Genomic DNA, 24,107 nt, shown 5'->3' with positions numbered 1-24,107 from the left:
CATCTCTCCTTCTGTAACCGTTTACACAAATTAACCGGAAGTATGTGAAATTATGTAAGTAGTTCGGCAGATTCATCATACCATGTTTGAGTAAAGTAACTCAAGCCTTCGTGTGCAATTCGACCGGCCACAGCATGAATTGCCGCATCAGCTCGACGAGCGCCTGATGCTCGATCCTCGTTTTTCGGAAAATCAGGCTGATTTCCCGTCTGATCGGGCGGTTCAGATGAAGCGGCAGCACCACGAGCTTGCCTGCTTCGACATCTTGATCCACGACGATGGAAGGCAGAAAGGCGATGCCGTTACCGGCCATCACCATCCGTTTCACCGCATCGAAATGGTTCAATTCCATGGAGATGCGGATCGGCAGGCCGTGCTCCCGAAACAAATTATGGATCATATAGGAGGAATTGGATTCCCTCTCGCTGATCAGCAGCGGTTCGTTCTTCAGGTCGTAAAGATGGAGGCTGGGGCATTGGGCGAGCGGATGCTTCGGCGCAGCAACAAGCCGGAATGGATAGGCGCAGATCGGAAGGCTGACCATGTCCGGATGCTCCAGGTATCCGGCGATAAATCCGACGTAGGCGACCTCGTCAAACAACATTTCCATCACTTCGCGCGTGCTCCCGATGTGCAGCGGCATATCCCATTCCGGCCGCTTGCGGATAAAATCGCCAATCAGCGGAGGTAAAAAGTAAGTCATGATGGTCGGGGTTCCTGCCACAGGCAGCCGCACTTTCGGGCTGCTCTGAGCATCGGCCAGACGTTCCAGGCCATCCTTGAGCACGCGCAGCGATCTTCGGGCGCACTCGTAGAACGCTATGCCCTCGGCGGTTACGGTCAGCTTGTTGCCTGCCCGGCTAACTAAAGGTACGCCAAGCTCATCCTCCAGCGCCTTGATCCGCATCGTGACAGCGGGCTGCGATACGCCGAGCTCCCCGGCCGCCCGGCTTAAGCTGCTGTGTTCTATCAACTGGCCGAGCACATCCAGGTGGAATACGTTCATTCGGCACCCCCCGCTATTTCCGCAGCTTCCCGCAAGGCAAACTCCATAAAGGCTTGGGAAGCCTGTGCATGATTCGAGGCTTCGCTTCGGGAGACCATAAACAAGGAAGAGCGGATATCCGGCGGCGGCGCCATCCGCAGACTGACCAAATCCCCGCTCTCCAGCTCTTCAGCAACAGTGAGACCAGGCAGGAAAGCGATAGCGCCGAACGGCTGCAAATATCGTTTCAGCGTTTCCGGATGGTCGAATTCCATGTGAACCCGGAGAACAAGACGGTGCCGAGCAAACCATTGCTCCAGAAGGCTCCATGGCTCCGAACGCGTATCGAACCCCAATATGGGGCATGACGCCGCGTCTTCCGGACCGATCGCCTCAAGCCGGGTTAAAGGATGTCCCTTGGGCACTACCGGGATGACCGGATCGCGGAGCAGCGGATAACGGACGAGGCCCTTCTCCTGCGGCTGCTCCTGAACCATGCCGATGTCCGCCTTCCCTTGCGTGACCAAACTGAGTACCTGGGAATTGGAGCAAGCCGACAACTTCAGCCTTACCTTCGGAAACTTCTTAGCGAACCTCCTGATCATGTCCGGCAGCATGTAGCTGGTGAAGAACGGCGTCGCAGCGATATTCAGATGCCCTGCATGGGCCATGCCCCTGGCATGAATCCGGCTCCGTCCTTCTTCGATGAGATCCATAAACCGTTCCACGTATGCGACGAACGCCGCTCCTGCATCCGTGAGTTCAATCCGCCGGCCCGTTCGGACAAACAACGGGACACCGACCTTATCCTCCAAGGCTTTGATTCTTCCGGTGACGGTAGACACCGATAAATACATGTCTTCTGCAGTTTTGCTGATGCTCCCTGATGTGACAACCCGTTGAAACGTCTTCAACAAATCGATTTCTAACGGCGGCACCCTCATTCGAATTCTCCCTTGCTTCAATCGCTTTATGCCCATTCTAACAGCGCGCTCCCTGCCATAAACAAAGCTGTGCCGCCATGCGGAACAAGTTTCGATTTTTTGTCACATAACGGCAGATTGAATCAAGGAAGGCGGTTTGCGGAAATGGACGGCTTCAATTGTTCCCAAGTGAGTACGGAAGCGTACTTGGCGTCCAGATCATACAAATTATTTTCATGTGCAAATCGGGAGCGGTCAAAACAACCGTCCTCCATAACGAAGCATGGAAACCCGTTGGAAAATCCGTCAACGGCTGTCGCCCGCACACAACCGGAGGTGGAGCCTCCGCATAAGACAAGGGCATCCACCTGCTGCCTGATGAGATAGCTCAGCAAGGGGGTGTGGAAGAAGGCGCTTGCTTTGGTCTTCGGCATCACCCATTCGCGGTCGAGCGGTCGGATGTCTTCCGCGAATTGATTAAATAATTCGTGAGCTTCATGCGTGACCGACTTAGGCTTTGTCGCCGTCCCCGCATAAGTCCCTTGCCGCAGGTCCATAACCGTATAGACGACCGGAAGCTGAAGTTCGCGAAACCGCCCGGCGGCCTGCCGGATCGCGGACATCGCCTCCCACGCCGCTTCTCCGCAGGAAGTCCGGTATTCTTGAGTCGCCTGCTCCAAAGGTAACGGTCTGGAACCCGTAAAACCGTACGTGCAGTCAATGATCAACAACGCGGGTCTGGAACCCATCGTTTGACGGGTATGGTAACCTAGCTGCTCATAGGTTCCCCGCTCTGCCTCCGGAAGTCGTTCCACCCATGATTTCATCATATACTTTTATTCTCCGTTAAGTTGGGTGCGCGCCGACTTAAATACTTGGAGACCAACACCGACGACGCAGCGATAATCCCGATAATATCCATATAAGCTTGAGGGAAAATCATCATGACTCCCGCTACGAAAATGACTAAACGCTCAAACCCGTTCATATTTTTCAGGAGCCAGCCCTCCACTGCAGCAGCCAAGGAAGCGATGCCAATCGCGGAAGTCAAGACCGCAACGAGAATCGTACCGACGGTTCCTTCCATGAGCAATCCGGGCTGATACACAAACATAAACGGCATAATAAATGCGACCAAGGCGAGTTTGCAAGCCGCCCAGCCGATCTTGTTCGGGTCCGCTTGGGCGATGCTGCCTGCGGCGATACATGCGGTTGCTACAGGCGGAGAAATACACGAAAGCACAGAATAATACACGATAAACAGATGCGCAGACATGACGCTGACACCCAAATTAATTAAGAGAGGCGCGGCAAGCGCCGCCGTCAAGATGTACGAAGTGGACGTCGGCAAGCCCATTCCGAAAATAATACACATGATCGCTGTGGCTACCAGTGACAAGAATATATCTCCGAACGTAAACTCGAAGATCATCGTTCCGAATTTGGAGGCCAGCCCGGTCAGCATAATTTCATCGATAAACATGCCCGCCGCCGCACAAGCCAAGGTGACGGGAATGACGCGTATGAGCGTTTCTTCGCACGCTTCGATGATTTTGCGCAGGCCGATTCTTCGCTGCGGATTAAACCAGCTCATGACAATGATCAGAGCGCAAGCCAAAATGGCGACGTATGGCGCGGTGTATCCCTGCTCGATTCCCCATATCAGGAATAAGATAGGCAGCAGATGCATCCAGCCTTCTTTCATCACTTCCTTAAATTTAGGGACACTGTCCATGGTGGGCATATTTAATTTTTTCGAACGGAAATGGACCTGCAGAAAGATCCCCATATAATACAATACCGCCGGTATGATGGCCGCAATCATAATGTCGCTGTAGGGAATGCCGGCATATTCCGCCATCAGGAATGCCGCGGAACCCATAATCGGCGGAGCAATACTTCCTCCGGCCGAGGCCGCAGACTCTACGGCGCCTGCATAAACCGGATTGTATCCGATACGCTTCATGATCGGAATATTGACGGAGCCGGTTGTCAATACATCCGCCGTCGGACTGCCGGAGATCATGCCGAACATCCCGGCGGAAATAACGCCGACTTTGGCCGGTCCTCCGACAGAACGGCCGGAGAGCATGGCAGCAAATTTAAAGAAGAAGTCTCCCCCGCCGGCTTGCGTGTAGAAGGCGCCAAACAGGACGAACATAAACACGTAAGTGGCCGCAACGCCAATCGTGGTTCCAAATATACCGTTAACGGTGTAAACCATATCGTCCAAATAATGATTTAACGTAATCAGCCGGTGTGAATAAGCTCCGGGAATTAAATGGCCAAAAGCGGTGTAGGCCATAAAGACGAGCACGATAATCGTCAAGGAGGAGCCCAGTGTGCGGCGTGTCGCTTCAAGCGTCAGTACCACAAGAACAATCCCTACAAACGTTTCGAGCGAAGTCAATTCGTTGAATAACGGGATTCTTTGTAAATATTCCGGCGTGTTCACCATAAAGAAAATCCATATGGCGAATGAGAGCAAGGAATAAATGATATCCCACCATGTCGGAAGATCATTTCTTACATTCTTCCTGGAACTGTATAACAAGAACGTGATCCCCAGTACAAAAGGGTAAAAGATTGCCGCATATTGAAACAAATCCATATTCCCGATCGCACCGAGCCAAATTTCAAAAATCGATAAGGCCAAGGCAAAACCAATAATGACGATGCGGAATAGGCCCTGGGGTCTTCGCAAAGCCCCTTCCCGAAACCACTCCTTGAACCCGGAGCCTGGTGCTTCTGTATGTTCATTCGTCAAGTTGAATACCACCTTTCCATCTTGTTAGGACTTCAGCGATTTCTACTCGTAGAGGTTCATTATTTTTTCAGAGCACCGACATCCTCAAATAAGGCCTTGGCTCCGGGCGCTAACGGAACGGACCCGGTATCCGCCAGCTTTTGCGCGGATATCTCTTTCATGGCCGGGTGCAATTCCCGGAGGATGGCGACATTGTCAACCAGAGCTTTCGCCATTTTGTATTGATCTTGTACGCTTGCTTTCTTACTTACGAGAATAACGGCGCTCAGCGTTACCGTATTCACATCTTCTTTCTGCCATTTATAAGTACCCTTCGGCACAACAATATCATTCAGCTCCCATACTTTCTTCAGGGCGTCCTTGGATTTTTGATCGAGGCTCCACTGGACAAGCTCGGTATTGACGGCTGTTTCCTCCACTTTCGAATCCGGCGCAAATACGAAGTCGATGGAAATGTCCATCCGGTTGTTCTGCATAGCCTCAAACCGCTGCGCGCTTCCTGTCCAGGTTAAAGACCCGCCCCACTGCTTCAAGGTCGCCTCCGTAATGCCGTTGACCTCAAGCAGCGTATTCGCCCCCAGGGAATTCATATTTCCTTTCTGGTTAATGGCGATTCTTGCGGGAGCTTTCTTGGCGGAAATATCCGCTAAACCGGTTAACCCGTACTTATCTGCAAAATCTTTGCGGACCGTGACTTGAAGAACAGCGTTGTCATAGATCGTAGCAAGCGCCATCAGGTTTTCATATTTCTTGTTGAAGGGAGCGATACCGTTTTTGGCAGCCGTCACTTCAATAGCTTGCACGATGCCTAATTCGACTTGCCCCTCGTCAATGAGCTTGATATTCCCCGCGCCGCTGCCCGGTTCATAGGTGGCTGCTGAGCCCGGATAAGAAGTCGAGAACGACTTGGAAATCACTTGCCCCATACCCGACCAAAAACCGCCGACCGACCCTCCTGCAAGCGTAACCGTCATCGGATTTTTATTGTTTTTGTCAATTTGAAGATCGGCCTTTGGCTCAGCGGCTCCGGCTGCAGCGGAAGCCCCGGATGCGCCGGAAGCAGCAGCCGGCTGGCTGGCGGCGGCTTTCTCGGCCGGGGCGCCGGAACAGGCGGCCATCCCGATGGATAAGGCGAACGACAGTAAGGTAAGCGGCAGTTGCTTCCATTTTGTTTGTTTCATAATTTTCATCTCCCTTAGAAATTGTTTGTAATCGCTTACAAATCGTTTCTTTAAGAAGTGCCGATGAAGACATCAACGAGTAACGATCGCTAATCCTGACTACTTCAGCGGCACCTGGTGGCTTAACACGATTTCCTTTTTTTCCTGGGACGACTTCAGTGCGGCTAAACAAATTTCCAAGTTCGCCAGCCCCCATCTTCCGTCATGAACAGGGCGCTTCCCTTGAATCACCGCCTCATAAAATTCCTCAACGACCTTATCACGCCCATTCACATCTTGCGGAAGCTTAAGATGCTCGACTCCCTCTTCGCCATACACCATCAGACCTTCCGGCGTTTGCCGAATGTCGCCTCGTTCCCCGCTGACGATGGTTAGACCGAAAAAGGGCTGCTGCACATCACGGTCCGCATATTTCATGGACGACTTGCCGTTGTAACCGGAGCGGCTGCTCTTTAACGCCTGCTCTTGGCTCGAGCTCATGGCCCGTATCGTTTTGCGATTGGACGCATAAGCTCCGGCTGTCACCCGCTCACCCCATTCTCCAATGTTCGAAGTCCATTCCGTCGTATGGAAATGATCGTATCCGTTATACACGGCGGTTGCGGAAGCGCCGTCTTCAAAATCGAAAAAAACAACATGGCTGCCTTCCGTCGGCCTCTTGGGGTCCCAAGCGCCGGCAGACGCCCGAATGCTTCTGACCTTGCCCCCGCCCAGCAAACGGATGATATCGAACTGATGGGCGCCTTGCCGGAAAGTCACCCCGCCGCCCAATTCCGTTCGGAGCTCCTCACGCAGGCGAGGCCTATACATCCAATCGGTGTAGCACCACGTATGGGCCATTGTGAACTTCCCGATGATCCCGCTTTCAAGCACTTCTCTCATCTTTAAAATAGGAGGGTCAAAACTGTGCGAATGGCCGACCACCATCGTCACCCCGCCCGCTTCTGCCGCCGTTACCATCCGGAGCGCTTCTTCCAGCGAAGTGGCGATCGGTTTTTCCAAAATGATGTGCTTCTTCGCAGAGGCGGCGAGCAGGACATGTTCCGTATGAAATGGTGTCGGTGTAGCAATGTAAACGGCGTCCACCTCGGGCGAGAGGCACATCCGCTCCACACTAGGATAAGTCTCCGCAGCAAAATCGGCATGAAATTGGCGAAGCTGTTCCTCATCCAGGGAAGCGGCGGCGGTAATGCGTATCCCCGGATGTTTAAGGAAAGCGGGAAGCATCGCTTTCGTTGCGGTCCCGAGTCCGGCGATCCCTACACGGATCACCGGACGCTGCGGTCCCGGTTCGGAAATCATAGGCTATTCCTCCGTCTCGGTCGTAATCATACGTTTCACTTCCACCACTTCCCCTCTCCAGCCGCAAGCGTGGCACCAGCAGAAATAAACCGTATGATGAGAGCTCCAATATTCAATGATGATGCTGCTGGGATCGTGCATCGAATGGCCGCATCCGTTGCAAAATTTGACCTTATCCGGTCCCTTGGCTGGTTCGCTCATATTAATGGACTCCTACCCGTTCGAATAAGGCGATTAAATCTTGGGCAACCGGGCAATATTTCGTCTGAAACCGCTGCGTAATACTGGCGAAGCCTTCGCTGAAATGGTGCTTTTTACGCTCAAGCGGCAGTTCAATGAACTGATTGGCGGCAGGATCGCGGAACACATTGATCGGCTCCTCCCCCTTCGCAACCTTGGCGATCTGCTCCTTCAGCATCTGTCTGAATAGAATGATGCCTTTATCCGTCGTGCCCAGCTTCTCATTGGTACGATCGGCAACCGCACCCTGCGTAATCCAGCACATAATGTCCTGTCCGTCAATGTAATCGGTAATAAACGCTCCGTTCTGATCCTTATAAGGCACTTCGTAGACACAGACCTCTTTCAGATTGTCGGGAATTTCTACGTCCGGTCCCGGCACATAAGCGTTATACCAAACGTGCCATGTATGGTGATCGTCAATCGGCACCCGCATTTGGAAGGCGTAAGTGCCAAGTCCGCCGCTGCCGACAGCCAGCATATAAGGGAACACGACCGGATGGCCTACTTTCCAATCATCGCTGTCTTCCGTTTGACCGTGAAGCAGCCTGCGTTTAACGATACCGTATTGGAACCGGTCAAATTCGATTTTCAAATGCTTGCGTTGAAAAGCTACTTCCTGCTTGGACCCGTTTTGTGTCGTAATGTATTCATGGTAGTGCCCATGCAGCCATTCCGTGTGAACCGGATCCATCGAATTTTCCATGATCTGCAGCCAGTTCACCGGCAGCACCGCCTGACCGATGACGCGAATCGCGTTGTCGACGACGAACCCGTCAAATCGGGGCAGCAGCGGAGCAGGCTCCGGACCCATGTAACCAAAGATCAGTCCGCCCATCTCTTGAACTTTATAGGCAGCGATTTTTATGCGGTCTTTAAAGGTGCTGTGCTCCGGCTCATTAGGCTGTTCGGTACATTGTCCGCTGGAGTTAAAGCACCATCCGTGATACTGGCAGCGGAGCCCGTCTTGTTCGGGGATGCCGTGCACCATGGAGACGCCTCTGTGCGGACATCGTTCCTGAACCAATCCCAAATGGCCCGACTTGTCGCGGTATAGAACCAAGTCTTCGCCAAGCAATCGCACTTTCTTGGTATAGGTGTTATTTAGATCCGATGCGGCAGCAACCGGAAACCAGTAACGGCGAAGCAATAGACCAAGCGGCGTCCCTGGACCGACTTGCGTTAGAAACTCGTTCTGTTCTTGACTAATCATCGATGATCGTCCTCCTTGTCATCTTCGATTCCGCTAAGCGCACCTTGCTTTTCCGCTTTCTCCTGGTGATACGTCCACAATTTTTGGATGATGCTCGGCTGCCAGTTGGAGGACCGGGTGCGTTCCAGATTGTCGCCCTCCAGCACCCTCATGTTCGGTCCCAGCAAGGCGGCGTCATATTGTTTTTTTGCATTTTCTTCCAGAAACACGGAGATTGTAAACGCGCTTTGGACATTCTCGGACGCCACAACGGTTCCATGATGACGAAGCAGAACGGAACTGGCCTTGCCCAGCTTCTCCGCCACTTGTTCTCCCAATTCCCGGGTATTGATCAGACTGGAGTCCTCGAACATCGGTACATCCCGTACGAAGGCCCCGACCCCAAACACCGGCTTTAGTGGAATATCCGCTATGCCCAGCACGGTTTGATAATGAGGATGATTGTGAATGACGCTGCCGACATCCGCTCTTCTTCTATAGATTTCCGTATGGATGTGGAACTCGCTAGGCGGTTCCGAATCTCCTTCGACGAGTCGGCCTTCCATGTCGCACATGACAATATCATGAACGGTAAGTGAAGCCCGGCTCGCTTTACGCGAATTGATCAGAAAACGGTCTGCTCCGGGTATTCGGACACTGACATGGCCGTTATTATCCAGCAGCTCGATACGCTCCAGCATCCGGACAGCCTTCGTCACAAGCAGCTTTAATTCATGGACTTGAGCATCCAACCTGCATCCCTCCTTGCACAAAGTCAAAATAGAGCGCTTTCATAATCATGCGGTTTATCGGGTTGTTTCCATCATGACACCGGAATGACCCATAGCAGCGGAAATTTGATGGGCGCTTTGTGTCACCTTCTCGATGAGGAATTGCAGCCGATTGTCCGTCAGTCTTTGAACGGGGCCGGCTGCCGTTAAGCTGGCGACAACGTGACCGCTATGATCGAATACCGGTGCGGAAACCGAGAAAGCTCCGGGTATTCGATCGTTGACGGAAGTGCCGTACCCTAGCCGGACGATTTGTTCGAGGCGGTCCATCAGCTCGGGTGCTGTCATAAGCAGCTGCCCGTCCTTCTCTCCTTGTTCGATCAGGCGGCGCTTCCGTGGCTCGGGCATGAACGAGAGCAGCACCATACTGGATGCTCCCTGATATAAAGGAACCCGTTGGCCGACCTTGACGAAATTCCGAACGACTTCGGCGCTCTCTACCATCTCGATGCATACCCGATAATCGTCATCGACTATACTCAAGCCGACGGTTTCGGAAATTTCCCCGCACAGCTGCTTCATAAACGATAATGCGACGCTCCTTAGCGACATCGTTCCTCCGACGATCGACCCCAGCCTGAACAATTTCAAGCTTAAACTGTATTTCTGATTGTCTTCGTTTTGTTTGACGTATCCGCATAGGATCATCGTTGCGAGCAGCCGGTGGACGGTGCTTTTGGAAAGCTTGCTCTTCTCGGCGATTTCGCCAAGAAACATATCCGGCTTTTCCATCGTGAAACATTCCAAAATTCGTAAAGCCCTCTCCAAGGATTGAACTTTCTCACGCTCAGCGATTATGCCCCTCCCCCTCTATCATTCCACGATGCTCATTTCGTAATGTGGTATGACTCCATTATACGCGCTCGAGCGAATCCGAACTTGCGGGATTATTAATACTACTATTAATAATTCCGAAGCATGATTTTACATCAAAATGATGACGTTGATTCCAGCCAGCACCAGCAAGACGCCAAGCAGGGTCCGCCATGTGATCCCTTCCTGATTTTTCAAAAGAAAATAGCTGATCGGCAGGACCAGAATCGGCGTAGACATATTGATCACGGTTGCGATCGAAACCGGCAGCCATTTCATTGACGCGATGTATAAAATCTGCGCCGTGATCGTAAGAACCCCGCTGCTCGCATAAAGCAACAGTCCCCGGCGGTCGGCGTTTCGAATTTGATCGGCGACGGTACTGATTTTCATGCTGAACGTCATATGCAGCAAAAGTCCGGCTACAGCCCCGATCCATGCGCCCAGTATCGGCTCGTTCCACTGCTGTACCGCCGATCCCCTCAAAATATTCCCGACGGCGTAGCTTAACGAGCTCAACAGCGCCAACAGGATATAAGGATGAAACAACGCCCGGAGCACGTTCCCGCCCGACTGCCCGGCAGCTGCGATTTCCGAATCGGCAGCGCTGGTTTCCGCAGTCAATGCCCGTTTCGGCTTCACGTAATTCACGAGAAACAATCCGAACAATACCGTGATAACGGCGAACCATTTGCCTACACTTAGAGATTCGCCCAACACAGCCCATGAAATCAAGACGGTGAATACGGGATTACTCGTCTGGAACGTGCTGGCTTTAGCCGGCCCCAGCCGTTCAATCGTTTCAAAGAAGAACCATCGTCCCAGGAAAGTTGCGAAGAAGCCGGACAATAAGAACAAGAGAAATGCCTGAAGATGAAACGGCTGAATGTCACCCTTCACCATGTATTGAACAGCGAACAACAACGTGGAAAACATAATATTGACCGAAGCGGAAATAAAAAACCCTAGCGTTAAGCTCAACCGGGAAGTAGCCATCTTCGTAATGATAATATTGACAGCAAATAACGTCATGGATAATAAAGCCAACAATTCTCCCATCATTCACCTTTTTCTGCATATTCGCCTAAAAGAAGAAAAGCCCGCAAGGGGCCCTTTCTTTTAGGTGTATACCGATTTTTTAGCATATAAGTCCAAACTGATATCCAACGCTTCCACGGAGTAAGTCAGGCTCCCCATGGAGATGACGTCGACGCCGACCGACGCCTCTCGACTTCCACCTCAATCGTCATCGTGTGAGGCACCGATTTCCGTGCCTTCGTGACCGCTTCGCGCAAACCGCCGGCAGCCTTAATGTGATTGTCTTTGATCAAGATACCTCCTAATGGTTATATTCAATCAAACAGGAAGCGTATGGCTTGAGCATAGCTAGCATTAGTATCGTATCGCGGGAATCTTTCCCTCAACAAGTCGCTTGTTCTGCTATGTGTAACAGATAGAACAAATATTTTATTGAAACATATTCGAATCCGGGGCGAATAATTGCTTCATCGTTTTGATAAACAGCTGAACGGCAAGCGAGCATTCCGGCAAGGAAGGTACGGCAATGCTAACATCCCGGTAAACCCGGGGTTCCAGATCGCGCGTTTGGATGCCTGGGGGCAAATGAGTGAGGGAAAGGCCGGATAGGATGGCCGCGCCCAAGCCCTCCTTGATCATGTTCAGCACCGTGTTTACATTGTAAACCCCATACGCAATGTTCAATCTGACTCCCGCCTGGTGAAACATCTCGATGATCGGCGCATCGTAGCCCCCATGACAAACGATCAGAGGCTCACTGTCCAGATCGTTGATCGTGACGGAGGCTCGAAGGCATAACGGATGGTCGTCCCTTAGGACCGCGACCATCTTATCCCGCAGTATGGGAATATGATCCATCTTCCCGTCCGGGAGTATGATGATGCCGGCATCCACGACCCTCGTCCGCAACCATTCCTTCACTTCCTCGATCGTTCCTTCATGGAGCTCAAGCCGGAGATTGGGGTAATTTCGTTGAAAGAAATCGATGATTTTAGGAAAAAAATGGGCCGCCGCGCTCGGAAACGTTCCTATCCGAATCGTTCCTACTTCAAGCCCTTTTTCCGCTGCTGCAATCTGTTCAATGTTCTCGATCCGCTGCAAAATTTCCCGAATCTGAACAAGCACCCGTTGACCCACATCGGTGAGGACAATGCCTTTTCTGCGGTCGCGGACAATCAGACTGACGCCCAGATCGGACTCCAGACCGGAAATGGCGTGGCTGACCGCCGGTTGGGTCATATTCAAGGCTTGTGCGGCTTTGGTGAAGCTACCGGTCTCCATCGCTTTTGCGAACACCATATACTGGGTTATCGTCATAACTAATTACTAATGCTCCTTATAAAAAACATTCATTTTATTTATCTTATCATTTAGCTTATCATATACAATCAGTAAACAACAAGGAGCGCGATTATTCATGCATCGACCGTCACGTAAACAGGCCTCTTTGCTGCTCGCATTTTTAATCGTCATGTGGGGAGTGAATTGGCCTTTAACCAAGCTTGCCCTGCATTACGCGCCGCCGCTGCTGTTTGCCGGTCTGAGAACGGAAATCGGCGGACTGTTGTTGGTGTTCATTGGGCTGTTTCGATACAAAGAGCTTCGCTTCAAGCAAAACTGGTCGATCTACTTGTTATCGGCCTTACTTAATATCGTTCTGTTTTACGGTCTGCAAACGATAGGACTGGGTTATCTTCCCGCCGGGCTCTTTTCCGCCATCGTATTCTTGCAGCCCGTACTGCTCGGCATCTTCTCCTGGCTGTGGCTCGGCGAATCGATGTACAGGCTGAAAATCATCGGTCTGATTCTCGGATTTACAGGCGTTGCCACCATAAGCGCAGGCGCACTGACCGGGAATATTTCGTTAGTCGGGGTTTTGCTTGCTCTCGGTACTGCGCTTTGTTGGGCTTTCGGCACCGTCTATATGAAGAAAATCGGAGATCGTGCGGATTCCGTATGGCTTGTCGCGATGCAGCTCATCATCGGAGGCATTCTGTTAATGGGTTCCGGATCGGTCTCGGAAGCCTGGTCCAGCATTCAGTGGGACGCATCCTTCGTAGCCATTATGCTCTTCATCTCCATTTTCGTCATTGCGTTGGGCTGGCTGACTTACTTTATATTGATCGGTACCGGAGAAGCCAGTAAAGTGGCCTCCTTCACCTTCTTAATCCCGCTGGTTTCCATTACCGGAAGCTCTCTTATGATGAACGAACCCATTACGATTCATTTGGGAGTCGGTCTCTTGTTCGTCCTCGTCAGCATATTACTCGTGAACCTGAAGCCCAAACCGGGGATCTCAAGCTCCGCTGCGGCCACCGGACATCATTAATCAGGCATACATCGACAAATAGCTGGCCGCGCAGAGCGCGGCCAGCTATTTGTCTGACAAACCGTATTTTCAATTCGAGCTGCGTCCGGCTCGGGGATTCCGGTAAAATTCGATCGAATCGATAAACGTAACCCGGTATGCGCCGGCAACCGCATCCAGATCGTACATGCGTCCATGACCGTCCTCTCTGGACGCGTAAACAACGTCGTGCCGCAACTTATCCATGGCTATTTTGCCGATGAACTGGCGCTCATACTCCGCATGCTTCGTTTTAAAATCTTCATTAAACTCCAATACCTCATAGAAAGCCCGTTCCACCGCTGCGTTTACCAAGGTCAGTTCTTTTCCATTCTTGTAAACCGCCACGTAATAGTTGCCGCGGTCATCCTTGATCATATCCGTCAACAATTGTATGTCCATAGCCCGGCGTCTCCTTTCGGCAGGTTCCTTGTTTATATCCGTTAGGTTGTGTTCCCTGCAAGTTCATTATACCAAATGCACTTGACTGCGAACAATTGTTCTGTATAATTAGGTATAAGAACGCTTGTTCTATAATGGAGAGGGGTGTAGACGATGAACGCTATCAAAGTCAGATTCATTGAAAGAGACTATTACAAGAAACTGATGGAATCGAACAGCCGCGATCTTTCCGATGCCCAGATTGAGAAGATCCTTACGATAGCTGACGCTAATTGGGTCGATCTTACTTTTAAGTTTTTTGATGATGGATCAATGATCATTATGGATAACGATTCGGACCTGCCCATCTCCGTTAAAGATTTGAAAGGAGCGGCTTATGACTTTTATGTGAAGCAGCGGATTAGAATGATCAGAGCCAACCTGGAAGCGAAAATTTTACAAACCGCTTAATCAACAGGGTTGCTGCGATGATTCATTGCTGCTCCAATCCATCAAACACATCACGACCCAGTATTTCCGGAAGCTGGAGGAGTGAAAACACCTGCATCACTTCCGGATTAATTTTTTTAATAACAACTTGGCTTCCTTGCTCCCGAAGGCTGTTAATGAGCGAGATCAACAAACCGATGCCCGACGAATCTACAAAATGAACTTTCGCAAAATCGATTTCAATCTCCTTGCTTTCCAATAACTTCGGTAACATTTCGTCTTCCATTAATTCCGTTACATCGATATCCATATCTCCTTCGAAAGACGTGACGGTTTTTGAACCTTGTTGCTCAATGACGTAATGAAACATTCCGACACCCCCTATTACTTGATCAGCAGCTGCCCCTCTTCATCGAGACGTGCATACACGTTCGACGATTGGGTCGTAAATTTGTGCATTTTCGTTCCGATTTGGATCATCGTATCTTCCATGACCCTGTTCAACCGAATCGTCTCGCCTTTGGGGACCGTGATTCTTGTACTCATGCCGCCCTTAGCTCCAGCCTCGCTAATCTTCACACCTTTGGCTGCATAAATTTCACCGCCGCGGATATATCCGTCCACTTCGATAAATCCACCCGCATACAGCTTGGAGTTATACACCCCTTGTTCCATAATGACGATATCGCCGCTTGAGTACAGCTGGCTGTTCAGGGTGTAGCCTGCTTTAATGAAGCAATCGGCATTTTCCGAATTTTCTTGCGTGTCGGTAAATAGCTGTTCGGCTCGCTTCATAAGCTGAACCATCTCCTCCACGGACCTGAATTCGGAATGGGTCAGCATAAACCCCTTATACAATCGTTCGCTAAATTCCGCCCAACTTTCCTCCAATACTCCCGTACCGCTTTGAATCTTATGAATGAGCGACGTCGTAAGCTGAGGAAACGATTTAAACTTTCCGTCGCATAAGATTTTAATTAGGGGACCAAGCCCCGCCTGGGAAAAAGAGGAAACTTTAAATGCCGACACCGTCGAGAGCTGATGTATCGCATTGATCATGCTCCGCATTTGCTGGATGAGATCCCCAAGAATGTGATGAATCTCCGCGATCAACATATGATTTTTCCCTGCGTTGATTTCACTTGAAATAATATTTTTTCGAATAATAATCGAGCTGCCTGCAAATATTTTTGCCCGATTTACATTATGATGAACGAGTACATTACCCTGAGCCTCCACAAGCATGGCATCCTGAATGGAGCCAACAATCTCAACATCGCCGACGAAATGCAAATTTCCAGTCTGAAGGTCGACATCCTTGGCGATCATTAATTTGGGAACGACTGAAATATGGACGGTTGTCCCCTTCTCTTTAATGAGCGGATGTCCGGCTTCGGTTGCAACTACCTTGGTTCCATCCCCAACCAGAACTATGCCCTTCCCTTCATGAACAACCAAGGGTAAAACTTCCGGAGGAAACACAGGTTCATTGGTTACCGTTGTGCCAGGCATCCCCGGCACAGGCGGCTGGACGATACCTAAAACTTGTCCGGGCTGCGTAGAAGGAAACTCGCGAATCTCCCGGTAATCGACCGTACCGTCCGAACGTTCCTTTAAGCCGTTTTTGATTTCCATATCTTGCAGCGATAAGAAGCAGCCGTTTTTACCGGGTTTCGGAGGATTGCCTTTCGCGATGACGAATACACCTGGCTCATCACTCGTGCAAGCCGAGGCAATCTGGGTATAGTCGATACCGTACACAATCCCCAACTCGCGAAGCTTTTCCATGACGGGTCCGGTTTCAATCGTCACGGGGATCAGATGTTCCTCTACTTCCAGCTGGATATAGGAGTGAGGCGCCTTTTCTTTTAGCCTGCGGTAGATGCGGGCTCCCGGGACTACCTTGAGCACGGCTTCCATTTTATCATCGCTTACCACGATCTCCCATTGCGGCTCCAGTATGTCGTCTTGAAGCTCTACATGAAGACTATCTTGTTCGCTGACCACCACTGTTTTTTCAATGAGTTCGTCATTTTTATAAAATTTGATATCTTTCCCTGGTGAAATGAGCGGGTAGTGATCTTCCGCGTCTTTGCAAAAGATCATTCCATCCGCAACCCAGACTTTTCCTAATAAATCGGATTCATCCCGCTTCTCTGGCGAGAGCGGGGGAAGCAAGCGATCCTCCGCCGGCTCTATAGAGGCCATCTCCTTTTCCAGCGTGGCCATGGACACCGGGTCCTCCGCTTCGGATACGGCCCCCATTTCCTTGAGCGTTACCCGTATTACCGCAGGTCTTGAGCCAATACCCAGTATTCCCTTGGATTCCGTCTCGAGAATTTCAATATCCACATGCTCCATCGTTTCACCCATAAGGTCTAACGCGATGGCTACCGCTTCTTTTACGGTTTTCCCTTTGGATACAACACTTTTTCCCTTTGCGAACAAGAGCTACCCCTCCTTATGTACATACGATTGGGGAGTTAAAGCTTGTGATTTCCGTCTGTTCCTTGCCTGCCTTGAGCACGACCATGGTAATATCGTCCTTTTGGGGCAAGCCTTCCGTAAAGAGGTTGATATGATCAACAACAATCGTCTCGATTTCAGCCGCACTTTTATGCCCATGTTGTTCAAGAATTCGAACCAGTCTGTCCAATTTAAACATCTCGCCCTTACTATTCTGGGATTCCACGATCCCGTCCGTATAGAAGAAAACAAGATCCTCATCCTCAAGCTGCATTTCTTTCTCTTTGTAAACCTGTCCGGGTAATCCGCCAAGCATGACGCCGTTCAAGTCATGAGGCTGCACGACGCCAACCTCCGCCCTAACGATCACCGGAAGGTTATGTCCTGCATTGGCATAAACAAAAACGCCGGTATCCGGTTCCCAATCTGCACAAAACACCGTGACGAAGGACTTGAGCACTCTTAAGTCCCGGTACAAGGCATTATTCATCGCGGTAAGCGTCTCACCGGGTCCCTTCGTGGCTTCTGCAGCGCTTCGGAAGGCTCCGCGAGTAAGAATCATAAGCATGGCGGCAGGGATTCCCTTGCCCATCACATCTCCGATTATAATTCGGACCTTCCCGTTAGAAAGCGGATAAAAATCATAATAATCACCGCCAATCAACCTTGCAGGGAAGGAAACCCCCGATACTTCGCCGTTCGTCAGATCAGGCTTCTCCCCATTCAATAGCTTGGTTTGAATATTACGAGCCATTTGGATCTCTCGCTGCAGCGTTTTATTCATTTCTGTAGTGGAACCAACCTCACTGTTGGTTTGGAGCAGTACTTTTCGGAACATCAACTTACTGTCCCCCTTTTTGCAAAGACTCCATGATTCGAAATATGCCTATGGTGTCGAACAATTCGGTAATAACGTTATTCATACTTACGAATTCAACCGTACTTCCACGTTCGCTCGCATCATAGATCATGGATAGAAACGCACCGATCCCCGTAGAATCAATAAAATCCAAACCGGCCAAATCAACTATGATCTTCGTTACGTTATCGGGAATGCCGAGTTCAAAGTCGTCAATGGTCGAATAATCCATGAGACCGATGATTTCTACGCGCAACGTAGATCCTTGTATGTGCTGCTTCATTTCCAATCTCACGATCATTCCTCCTAGCTGTTCGTTTGGTAAGCCGCCCATCGCCGGAATTATTTATTGAAGCTTAAACTTTGCAAGATCATCCAGAAGGGAATGGGAAAGATCGGACAGTTCACTGGATTGTTCATGCAAAGCTTTGAACAGATCGGAAAGGGCAATCGTAATCTCGGTTGTATTGTTTGTCCGGTGATTAGCCAATTGTCGCATTTCATCCAGTTTGTCCATAATGACTTTGGCGCCCGGATCGTCTAACTGCTGAACCAGATGCTTCTCGAGCTGATCCAAAAAGTAATAAATTTCTTCAACGGTATCCCTGGATTCGGCGGTCGCTTCCATGGACATCGTGAACGCTTTTTCGAGAGACTCGTTTGCATCCGTTTCTAAGAGAACGGACAGCTTTTGTGCTTGCGTCGCTTTCTCGCGAGTATCGGTCAACAACTGGTGTAACGTGTCGACCATCGTATTGGTTGAGTCGGATAGCTCGCCGAGTTCTCCCCCGTCCAGAATTTGACTTTTCGCCGTCAAATCTCCCGCTTCGAGCTGTTTGATTTGAATGATGATCTTTTGAATGTTACGGTAAATGCTATTAAAGAAGTTGGCAGTAAGTATAAAGAGCGCTACGAGAGAAAGTAAGCCGAAAATAATCAAAATGAGGGATTGGCGATACAAAGGCGCGCTCATTGTTTCGTAATCGAGCGAAATATAAATCACTCGGCCCTCATCAAACGGGATAAACATTTTATACAATTTTTCGCCATTGAACTTTTGCACATAAGATACCCGTTGAGCGCTCTTGTCCATCTGCACGAGAATCTGCTCGTCTTCCTGAGTCTGATCGTTATAGGTTCCATAGACAATCTTTTTCAAAGGAGGGTACATTTTCTCAGCCAGGCTCGGGTCCTCAAATACGCGCGGGTCCAGCACCGCAATTTCCTTCGCATATTTGTTCTCGCTCAACACCTTCTTAATCCACGAATCCGGGCCGACCTCTTGCGTGAATTGATACACTTCATTCGCTTCAATATACGGATTGATCACATAATCCGTCCCCGGCTGGTGGTAATAAGCATATTTGAAAAATCTCGGTTTATCGTCATGCGAGCCGGATTGAGCGATATAAAGATTAATGATATTCTGGTTCACATAACTGACGATACCGTTGCCTTCCGGCTTTTTCCCTTGCAGCAAATGGTCTAAGGCCAGAAAGGCTTCCTGCATGATGCTTTTGAAACTAAACCCGATCTCCTTCGGGTCCGAGGATTTAACCCCTACGATGTCATCCCCTTTTCTTGCAAAAAGGGTAATCCCGGCAATTTGAAACTGATCGCGCAAGCGGATCAGATCCTGATCGGTAATATGATCAAGGGACTTTCCTTGCAAGTGATCGGCAATCCGCGCGGAAATGGATTCTAATTTATAGTCGATTTGTTGTTCGATCGATTTGGAGGCAAGATCCGTTTCTTTGATGCCGTGCTCTATGCTGTTGCCGATCATCAAAGCCTCATTCATGACATTTTCATTGATCTGTTCACGCAAAATAAAGTATTGAAACGTACCGGAGATCAACGCAATGGTTATCATCATAATGAGCATCCTGCGGATGAACTGCCAGCGCAAGGTTTGGCTTGCCGTTGATTTACTCATGGGTAGCACTCCTCCTTCGCTATTGCTTAGCAACCATCGTTCTCAGCGTAATTTTGTCGACTTTGCCTTGGGCTACGGGAATTTCCGCAATAGCTACAATCCGGTCGGGAACTTTATAGCCTGCAATTTTTGCACGGCAGAACGCATATAAATCATCGGTGCGCAGATCATCCTGAGGAACGACAAAGGCTACGATTTGCTCGCCGAATACGGGATGCGGAGCCCCGATCACAACAGCCTGCTTCACGCCTGCATGCTGAGACAGCACTTTCTCTACCTCGCCCGGGATGACCTGCTGCCCGCCCTTCTTAATCAACTCCTTCTTGCGTCCGATGAACTCGAGCTTGTTCTTCTCATTCAAGCGTACAAGATCGCCGGTGTAAAACCATCCTTCCTCATCAAAACATTGTTCGGTTAACTGCGGATTTTGATAATAGCCGCTAAACGCAGCGGGCGATTTCAGGAGCAATTCGTCTTCCTTGACTTTATACTGCACGCCGTCATAAACCGTAAACTCCAATTGTTGACGAAGATCGCACAGCATCGCGCCTCCAAGCTCCGAGCTGCCATACTGTCCGACAAACTTGCATTGCTGCATCAGATCAAATTGCTTCACGTAATCTTCCGTCATCATTTCGCCGGTCAAGCCGACGAACTCGATCTTCTTAAATACGTCCGGGTTCAAGGATTGGCCGAACGTATATATCGCTTTAAAAATGGACGGCGTACTCACAACCTTGTTGCAGGCCGTCTCCTGCATCAGTGTAATCATACGGGGCAGTTCAAAGTTATCCGGAAATACGATGCGCACGCCCGAGCGAATACCGGTCAGTAAGGAAGCAATGCCAAACACCGAGTTGGGAGGCGCGTTCAAAAACACGACATCCGTCGGTTTCAATTCGTTAAAATCCTTCAGCAATTGAAACGAGAAATCAAACGCATGAATGCCGACAACCATCCCTTTGGGCGTTCCTGTGCTTCCCGAGGAGCAGCATATAAAGTCGATTTTGTCTTGCTCAAGCGCTCTCTCTGCACCCGCTATAGCTTTAGATTTCCATTCCTTGCAGTCGTCCGACGTATACAGCAAAGTTTCCTTCCCGGATCCAATCGCCCAAGCCTCCATGACCTCTGCAAAAGGAAAGCCATTGTGCGTGTTTATGGAAAATACGACATGGGGATCAAGAAATTGAAGAACGGCGGACAAATCCTCCTTGCGAAATTGCCAGCTTAACGGGATAATCGTACCGCCCAGTTCATTGATGGCAAGGACAAGAGCTGCATAAGAAGGGATAGCAGGGACCAGCAGTCCTACTTTTTTACCCTTTAATTCCAGCGGACGCAATAACGAGATATACCGGTCCATCTCGACCTGGATATCCCGGCTCGTATAATGGCCGGAGAATGTCGTTAATACGACCTTGTCCGCATCCGGATAGTGAAAAACCTTCTGAGCTAATGTCATGATTGTACGCCTCCTCTTGTCATTGCGCGGTATACGCCGCCGACAGTCGTAATATCTGCCGAACCGATCCATTGCTCCAAGCCGATTGCAAATCTTTGCGATAATTGAATGTATACATTGACCATCTGGAGAGAGTCGATTCCCAGATCATCGCGAAAGGATGAGCTTTCGTTGATCTTCTCGTGCGGAACGTGCGTCAGCTCGGAGAGCAGCTGGCAAAATTGCTTGAAGTCCATCATGTTAACCTCCTAAAGACCACTCGGCCGAAATCTTCCTAATCTCGCGTAATTTAAAGTTGCAGCAGTGGCCTTCATTTTCATATTCGATAAGTTGTTTTCCCGCCGGAAGCTTCTGATACAGCTCGTAAATATCTGTATCCTTGACCATCACGTCCTTATTTCCATGAAACAGGAGAATCGGGCTGAAATTATCGAAGTTATCCAGCTTCGGCAGCAGGCTTTGTGCGGAATCATCGAGGATATAAGCCATACGCTCCATGAAATAATCCGGCATCCTCACACCACTTGCACAAGCAGGACTTACCGAGATCGCTTTGCCCACTTTCGGATGGGCGCTTCCTTCGATGGCCCAAGCGCCGCCTGAGCTGGTTCCGAATAAAGCGAGAGGCAGCCCCGGGTATTGGTTCGATGCGTAGTCAATGACTTGATTCATAAACTTTTCCCAATGAAGACGGGTGGCCTTGAATGACGTGCGTACATAAGTTTCCCCCTGCCCTGGCCCGTCAAAGCTGACCGTAACGAAACCCAGCTTTGCGAAATCCGTCTCGTAGGTGAACAGTTCTTCTTTGGAGGAATCAATGGGATTGACGATGACCATGATGCCCTGCTTCCGTTCAGGCACACGGATTCTGCCGAAGCAATCGTTACCGTCGACGTCGATGACGGCCTCCAGGATCTGATCCTCGGAAAGCCTATCCGCCCGTTGAAAGAGCTCCTTGCAGCGTGCAAACCACTTTCGCTTCTCATCCCCTGTGGGGTACAGCCACTGCAGCAGGTTATAGTACAAGCCGGCCATGCGGAAATGTTCCTCCGCTTCCTTCCTGTCCTGCTGAGCCTGAAGGAAGATCGCTTGCTTCGCAAAATCCTCCGCGCATTTCTGCAAAATCCCGTTCCAAGCTTCGGCGCTTGTTAACCGTCGCTGAAAGCCAGCGACGTCTTCTCTTCGAATGCCATGGGCAATCCAGCGGTCCCAAAAGCCTTCAAAAAGAAGGCAGGTCATCAATGTTTTTTGAATGGTGCCCTTTACAGTCGGGTCATCCGGTATCATAGCTTCGTACTCTCCCTTAACGATTAAATATGAGGATCAGGGAGGACCCTTCACCGGGAATCGTGGAAAGCAGCACCCGTTCCGTCATTTTCATCATGAGCGTGAATCCTTGGCCGAGTGATTTTTTTGTCGAATAACCCGCCATGAGCGCAGCATTCGGAAGATGCTTTAACGGAAAGCCCGGCCCTTGATCTTCCACGAGGAGATGGATGGCAGCGTCGGTTATAAACATGGTCATCTTTCCTTCGCGAGCATGCTTGAGAATATTCGTAATCGCCTCAGAAATAACAAGGAGATGGCTCATGATCGCGGTCTGCGGGATCCCAATACCGATCAGACTTTGTTTGGCGAGCTCCCTGGCTTTCGGAATGTCCGATCGTTCGATAACCGGGGCTGTGCACAATAGCTTGCCTGCCTTGTATGGCTCCACCTCATGTTTGCGGATCAGCAGAAACTTTCGCTGCGTGATGGCATACATCACGTCGCGGTACACCTGCCATACTTCATCCTCTTCGGGATGGCCGACCGGCTCGATTGTAGGAGCGGAAGGGATATATTGGGTTAGATCTTGTTTAATTTCTTCATAAGTCTTCAAGAAGCAGCGATGATGCCGATCCGAAAGATGCATTTCCTTTATTTTCAGATAAACATCCTCCTGCTTCTCCACCATTTCCACCAAACGAGCAGCCAGTGATAATAAATACCGGCCCTCATCGTTCTTAGGTTGAGGTTCGTTCTCCGCTGCAGTGAAGGACAGGTAGATCAGAAATCCCGATTCCCCTTTACCCCTATTCAGATGTTGACTCATACGATTGGCAATCCATCCAATCAAGGCGCGCCGTTGATGATCATGGATATTATCGCCTGATAAGGGGGAAGGTAGAGGGGCCCGCGCATTTAGAGCTCCTGCATGAAAATTCCCAAAAAATTTAGGAAATATGGATTTCACAATCGACACTTCCCCCTTTACAAAATCCCGAGCGGAGGCATAACCGTCATTTCATCAACGACCGAACCTTCTGGTTGACATAAGAGATACACCAAATGCTTGGCTAACGATTGAACGGGAATCATGTCGGATGCATCCGGCTTCAGTTCCATCCGGTCCCAGAATGGAGTCGCTACCGCGCCGGGCAATACGGCCGTTACCTGTATGCCTTTATTCCTCAATTCCGCTTGCAATACTCTCGTTAATCCCAGTACCCCGAATTTCGAAGCGGAGTAACCGCCGCAGCCGGGCAGTGCCGTCGTGCCGGCGACAGATACGACGTTAATCATTTTACCGGCACGGTTTTCAACCATATGCCTTCCGAAATATTGGCAGGCGAGGAACGTACCTTTCAAATTAACGGCGATCATTCGATCGAAATCGTCACTGGACATCGTCAACACCGATTCGAACACCCCTGTGCCCGCACTGTTGATGAGTGCATCAATGGTGCCGAACCGCGATATCGCCTCTTCGGCAAATCGGCTAACGCTTTCTTCATTCGTTACGTCCAAAGGTACGGCTAGCGTATTCGCATTCATCTGAGAGGCTGCCTGCTTTAATTCGGCTTCATGTCTTGCTCCCAGCACAAGATTCGCTCCCAATTGACTGAGCAATAATGCCGTTTCTTTGCCGATCCCGCGGGACGCCCCGGTAATTGCAACGGTTTTTCCTTGGAGCTGCAGAAAGTCAATCATC

At 50.1% G+C, this 24,107-nt stretch carries 25 protein-coding genes and 1 pseudogene; 2 read left to right on the top strand and 24 right to left on the bottom strand.

All coding sequences use genetic code 11. The features are described 5' to 3' along the window. Nucleotides 1-100: 100 nt before the first annotated feature. The 13 genes and pseudogenes from FKP33_RS03565 to FKP33_RS03505 form a co-directional block, all read right to left on the bottom strand. Nucleotides 101-1,006, bottom strand: coding sequence for a LysR family transcriptional regulator (locus FKP33_RS03565; RefSeq protein ID WP_127604355.1), 906 nt, complete (start codon nucleotides 1,004-1,006; stop codon nucleotides 101-103). Next, the gene (locus tag FKP33_RS03560) at nucleotides 1,003-1,929 is read right to left on the bottom strand and encodes a LysR family transcriptional regulator (protein WP_181410033.1); all 927 of its coding nucleotides are present in this window, start codon (nucleotides 1,927-1,929) and stop codon (nucleotides 1,003-1,005) included. Before FKP33_RS03560 ends, FKP33_RS03565 begins: the two co-directional genes overlap by 4 nt. Nucleotides 1,930-2,051: 122 nt before the next feature. After that, nucleotides 2,052-2,738 (bottom strand): cysteine hydrolase family protein, encoded by a 687-nt coding sequence (locus tag FKP33_RS03555; RefSeq protein WP_054795859.1) that lies wholly within the window; start codon nucleotides 2,736-2,738, stop codon nucleotides 2,052-2,054. Further along, complete coding sequence (locus tag FKP33_RS03550) at nucleotides 2,735-4,675, bottom strand: TRAP transporter permease (RefSeq protein WP_181410032.1); 1,941 nt, start codon at nucleotides 4,673-4,675, stop codon at nucleotides 2,735-2,737. The genes FKP33_RS03555 and FKP33_RS03550 overlap by 4 nt, the downstream gene beginning before the upstream one ends. Before the next feature lie 59 nt (nucleotides 4,676-4,734). Continuing rightward, entirely contained in the window at nucleotides 4,735-5,856 is a 1,122-nt protein-coding gene (locus tag FKP33_RS03545; protein WP_181410031.1) for a TAXI family TRAP transporter solute-binding subunit, read from the bottom strand. A gap of 99 nt (nucleotides 5,857-5,955) precedes the next feature. After that, nucleotides 5,956-7,158: a Gfo/Idh/MocA family protein gene (locus FKP33_RS03540; protein ID WP_127604363.1), complete on the bottom strand. Its 1,203-nt coding sequence runs from the start codon at nucleotides 7,156-7,158 to the stop codon at nucleotides 5,956-5,958. A gap of 3 nt (nucleotides 7,159-7,161) precedes the next feature. Then, nucleotides 7,162-7,359, bottom strand: coding sequence for a hypothetical protein (locus FKP33_RS03535; protein ID WP_054795852.1), 198 nt, complete (start codon nucleotides 7,357-7,359; stop codon nucleotides 7,162-7,164). Between the two features lies 1 nt (nucleotide 7,360). After that, entirely contained in the window at nucleotides 7,361-8,611 is a 1,251-nt protein-coding gene (locus FKP33_RS03530) for an aromatic ring-hydroxylating dioxygenase subunit alpha (protein WP_127604365.1), read from the bottom strand. Next, the gene (locus FKP33_RS03525) at nucleotides 8,608-9,342 is read right to left on the bottom strand and encodes a class II aldolase/adducin family protein (RefSeq protein WP_127604367.1); all 735 of its coding nucleotides are present in this window, start codon (nucleotides 9,340-9,342) and stop codon (nucleotides 8,608-8,610) included. Before FKP33_RS03525 ends, FKP33_RS03530 begins: the two co-directional genes overlap by 4 nt. 54 nt (nucleotides 9,343-9,396) lie before the next feature. Then, nucleotides 9,397-10,149 carry an IclR family transcriptional regulator gene (locus FKP33_RS03520; protein ID WP_258313361.1) on the bottom strand — a complete coding sequence of 251 codons (753 nt, stop codon included), beginning with the start codon at nucleotides 10,147-10,149 and terminating at the stop codon, nucleotides 9,397-9,399. A gap of 156 nt (nucleotides 10,150-10,305) precedes the next feature. After that, entirely contained in the window at nucleotides 10,306-11,253 is a 948-nt protein-coding gene (locus FKP33_RS03515; RefSeq protein WP_164751696.1) for a DMT family transporter, read from the bottom strand. Between the two features lie 60 nt (nucleotides 11,254-11,313). Beyond that, nucleotides 11,314-11,528 (bottom strand): annotated as a pseudogene (locus FKP33_RS03510) (hypothetical protein); the annotation flags it as partial. A gap of 133 nt (nucleotides 11,529-11,661) precedes the next feature. Further along, complete coding sequence (locus tag FKP33_RS03505) at nucleotides 11,662-12,549, bottom strand: LysR family transcriptional regulator (RefSeq protein ID WP_127604373.1); 888 nt, start codon at nucleotides 12,547-12,549, stop codon at nucleotides 11,662-11,664. A gap of 100 nt (nucleotides 12,550-12,649) precedes the next feature. On the opposite strand from FKP33_RS03505, the gene FKP33_RS03500 reads away from it, so the two are divergent. Continuing rightward, a complete protein-coding gene (locus FKP33_RS03500; protein WP_054795848.1) occupies nucleotides 12,650-13,561 on the top strand; it encodes a DMT family transporter in 912 nt (303 codons plus the stop codon). Between the two features lie 69 nt (nucleotides 13,562-13,630). On the opposite strand, the gene FKP33_RS03495 is transcribed toward FKP33_RS03500, so the two are convergent. Continuing rightward, entirely contained in the window at nucleotides 13,631-13,981 is a 351-nt protein-coding gene (locus tag FKP33_RS03495; protein ID WP_054799160.1) for a hypothetical protein, read from the bottom strand. Nucleotides 13,982-14,134: 153 nt separating this feature from the next. Here FKP33_RS03495 and FKP33_RS03490 point away from each other — a divergent pair, with 153 nt between their 5' ends. Then, nucleotides 14,135-14,431, top strand: a complete 297-nt coding sequence (locus FKP33_RS03490; protein ID WP_054795846.1) for a hypothetical protein — start codon at nucleotides 14,135-14,137, stop codon at nucleotides 14,429-14,431. 22 nt (nucleotides 14,432-14,453) lie between these two features. Here the strand turns inward: FKP33_RS03490 and FKP33_RS03485 are convergent, their stop codons facing one another. The 10 genes from FKP33_RS03485 to FKP33_RS03440 form a co-directional block, all read right to left on the bottom strand. Continuing rightward, nucleotides 14,454-14,780 carry an STAS domain-containing protein gene (locus tag FKP33_RS03485; RefSeq protein ID WP_127604375.1) on the bottom strand — a complete coding sequence of 109 codons (327 nt, stop codon included), beginning with the start codon at nucleotides 14,778-14,780 and terminating at the stop codon, nucleotides 14,454-14,456. Between the two features lie 14 nt (nucleotides 14,781-14,794). Next, entirely contained in the window at nucleotides 14,795-16,858 is a 2,064-nt protein-coding gene (locus FKP33_RS03480) for a FapA family protein (protein ID WP_141333933.1), read from the bottom strand. 13 nt (nucleotides 16,859-16,871) lie between these two features. Then, the gene (locus tag FKP33_RS03475; protein ID WP_127604379.1) at nucleotides 16,872-17,714 is read right to left on the bottom strand and encodes a PP2C family protein-serine/threonine phosphatase; all 843 of its coding nucleotides are present in this window, start codon (nucleotides 17,712-17,714) and stop codon (nucleotides 16,872-16,874) included. 4 nt (nucleotides 17,715-17,718) lie between these two features. Continuing rightward, nucleotides 17,719-18,030 carry an STAS domain-containing protein gene (locus FKP33_RS03470; RefSeq protein ID WP_164751697.1) on the bottom strand — a complete coding sequence of 104 codons (312 nt, stop codon included), beginning with the start codon at nucleotides 18,028-18,030 and terminating at the stop codon, nucleotides 17,719-17,721. A gap of 51 nt (nucleotides 18,031-18,081) precedes the next feature. Continuing rightward, complete coding sequence (locus tag FKP33_RS03465) at nucleotides 18,082-19,671, bottom strand: methyl-accepting chemotaxis protein (protein ID WP_141333932.1); 1,590 nt, start codon at nucleotides 19,669-19,671, stop codon at nucleotides 18,082-18,084. Between the two features lie 19 nt (nucleotides 19,672-19,690). Then, the gene (locus FKP33_RS03460) at nucleotides 19,691-21,133 is read right to left on the bottom strand and encodes a class I adenylate-forming enzyme family protein (RefSeq protein WP_181410030.1); all 1,443 of its coding nucleotides are present in this window, start codon (nucleotides 21,131-21,133) and stop codon (nucleotides 19,691-19,693) included. After that, nucleotides 21,130-21,372 (bottom strand): acyl carrier protein, encoded by a 243-nt coding sequence (locus FKP33_RS03455; protein ID WP_141333930.1) that lies wholly within the window; start codon nucleotides 21,370-21,372, stop codon nucleotides 21,130-21,132. The genes FKP33_RS03460 and FKP33_RS03455 overlap by 4 nt, the downstream gene beginning before the upstream one ends. Nucleotide 21,373: 1 nt before the next feature. Then, complete coding sequence (locus FKP33_RS03450) at nucleotides 21,374-22,420, bottom strand: alpha/beta hydrolase (protein WP_141333929.1); 1,047 nt, start codon at nucleotides 22,418-22,420, stop codon at nucleotides 21,374-21,376. A 16-nt stretch (nucleotides 22,421-22,436) separates the two neighbouring features. Further along, nucleotides 22,437-23,228: an ATP-binding protein gene (locus tag FKP33_RS03445; protein WP_127604391.1), complete on the bottom strand. Its 792-nt coding sequence runs from the start codon at nucleotides 23,226-23,228 to the stop codon at nucleotides 22,437-22,439. A gap of 158 nt (nucleotides 23,229-23,386) precedes the next feature. Then, nucleotides 23,387-24,106 (bottom strand): SDR family oxidoreductase, encoded by a 720-nt coding sequence (locus FKP33_RS03440; RefSeq protein ID WP_127604393.1) that lies wholly within the window; start codon nucleotides 24,104-24,106, stop codon nucleotides 23,387-23,389. Nucleotide 24,107: the final 1 nt, after the last annotated feature.

Origin of the sequence: Paenibacillus sp. tmac-D7 (genome assembly GCF_006519665.1) — a bacterium.
GTDB classification, from domain to species: Bacteria; Bacillota; Bacilli; order Paenibacillales; family NBRC-103111; genus Paenibacillus_G; species Paenibacillus_G validus.
This window is presented reverse-complemented; position numbering and strand designations above follow the sequence as displayed.

Bases quoted from the DNA above. Each gene is read 5' to 3' on its own strand.
- FKP33_RS03450 (WP_141333929.1), bottom strand. From the start codon at position 22,420: ATGATACCGGATGACCCGACTGTAAAGGGCACCATTCAAAAAACATTG.
- FKP33_RS03540 (WP_127604363.1), bottom strand. From the start codon at position 7,158: ATGATTTCCGAACCGGGACCGCAGCGTCCGGTGATCCGTGTAGGGATC.
- FKP33_RS03545 (WP_181410031.1), bottom strand. From the start codon at position 5,856: ATGAAACAAACAAAATGGAAGCAACTGCCGCTTACCTTACTGTCGTTC.
- FKP33_RS03535 (WP_054795852.1), bottom strand. From the start codon at position 7,359: ATGAGCGAACCAGCCAAGGGACCGGATAAGGTCAAATTTTGCAACGGA.
- FKP33_RS03505 (WP_127604373.1), bottom strand. From the start codon at position 12,549: ATGACGATAACCCAGTATATGGTGTTCGCAAAAGCGATGGAGACCGGT.
- FKP33_RS03445 (WP_127604391.1), bottom strand. From the start codon at position 23,228: ATGAGTCAACATCTGAATAGGGGTAAAGGGGAATCGGGATTTCTGATC.
- FKP33_RS03455 (WP_141333930.1), bottom strand. From the start codon at position 21,372: ATGATGGACTTCAAGCAATTTTGCCAGCTGCTCTCCGAGCTGACGCAC.
- FKP33_RS03490 (WP_054795846.1), top strand. From the start codon at position 14,135: ATGAACGCTATCAAAGTCAGATTCATTGAAAGAGACTATTACAAGAAA.
- FKP33_RS03515 (WP_164751696.1), bottom strand. From the start codon at position 11,253: ATGGGAGAATTGTTGGCTTTATTATCCATGACGTTATTTGCTGTCAAT.
- FKP33_RS03560 (WP_181410033.1), bottom strand. From the start codon at position 1,929: ATGAGGGTGCCGCCGTTAGAAATCGATTTGTTGAAGACGTTTCAACGG.
- FKP33_RS03460 (WP_181410030.1), bottom strand. From the start codon at position 21,133: ATGACATTAGCTCAGAAGGTTTTTCACTATCCGGATGCGGACAAGGTC.
- FKP33_RS03555 (WP_054795859.1), bottom strand. From the start codon at position 2,738: ATGATGAAATCATGGGTGGAACGACTTCCGGAGGCAGAGCGGGGAACC.
- FKP33_RS03500 (WP_054795848.1), top strand. From the start codon at position 12,650: ATGCATCGACCGTCACGTAAACAGGCCTCTTTGCTGCTCGCATTTTTA.
- FKP33_RS03475 (WP_127604379.1), bottom strand. From the start codon at position 17,714: ATGTTCCGAAAAGTACTGCTCCAAACCAACAGTGAGGTTGGTTCCACT.
- FKP33_RS03465 (WP_141333932.1), bottom strand. From the start codon at position 19,671: ATGAGTAAATCAACGGCAAGCCAAACCTTGCGCTGGCAGTTCATCCGC.
- FKP33_RS03565 (WP_127604355.1), bottom strand. From the start codon at position 1,006: ATGAACGTATTCCACCTGGATGTGCTCGGCCAGTTGATAGAACACAGC.
- FKP33_RS03485 (WP_127604375.1), bottom strand. From the start codon at position 14,780: ATGTTTCATTACGTCATTGAGCAACAAGGTTCAAAAACCGTCACGTCT.
- FKP33_RS03495 (WP_054799160.1), bottom strand. From the start codon at position 13,981: ATGGACATACAATTGTTGACGGATATGATCAAGGATGACCGCGGCAAC.
- FKP33_RS03530 (WP_127604365.1), bottom strand. From the start codon at position 8,611: ATGATTAGTCAAGAACAGAACGAGTTTCTAACGCAAGTCGGTCCAGGG.
- FKP33_RS03440 (WP_127604393.1), bottom strand. From the start codon at position 24,106: ATGATTGACTTTCTGCAGCTCCAAGGAAAAACCGTTGCAATTACCGGG.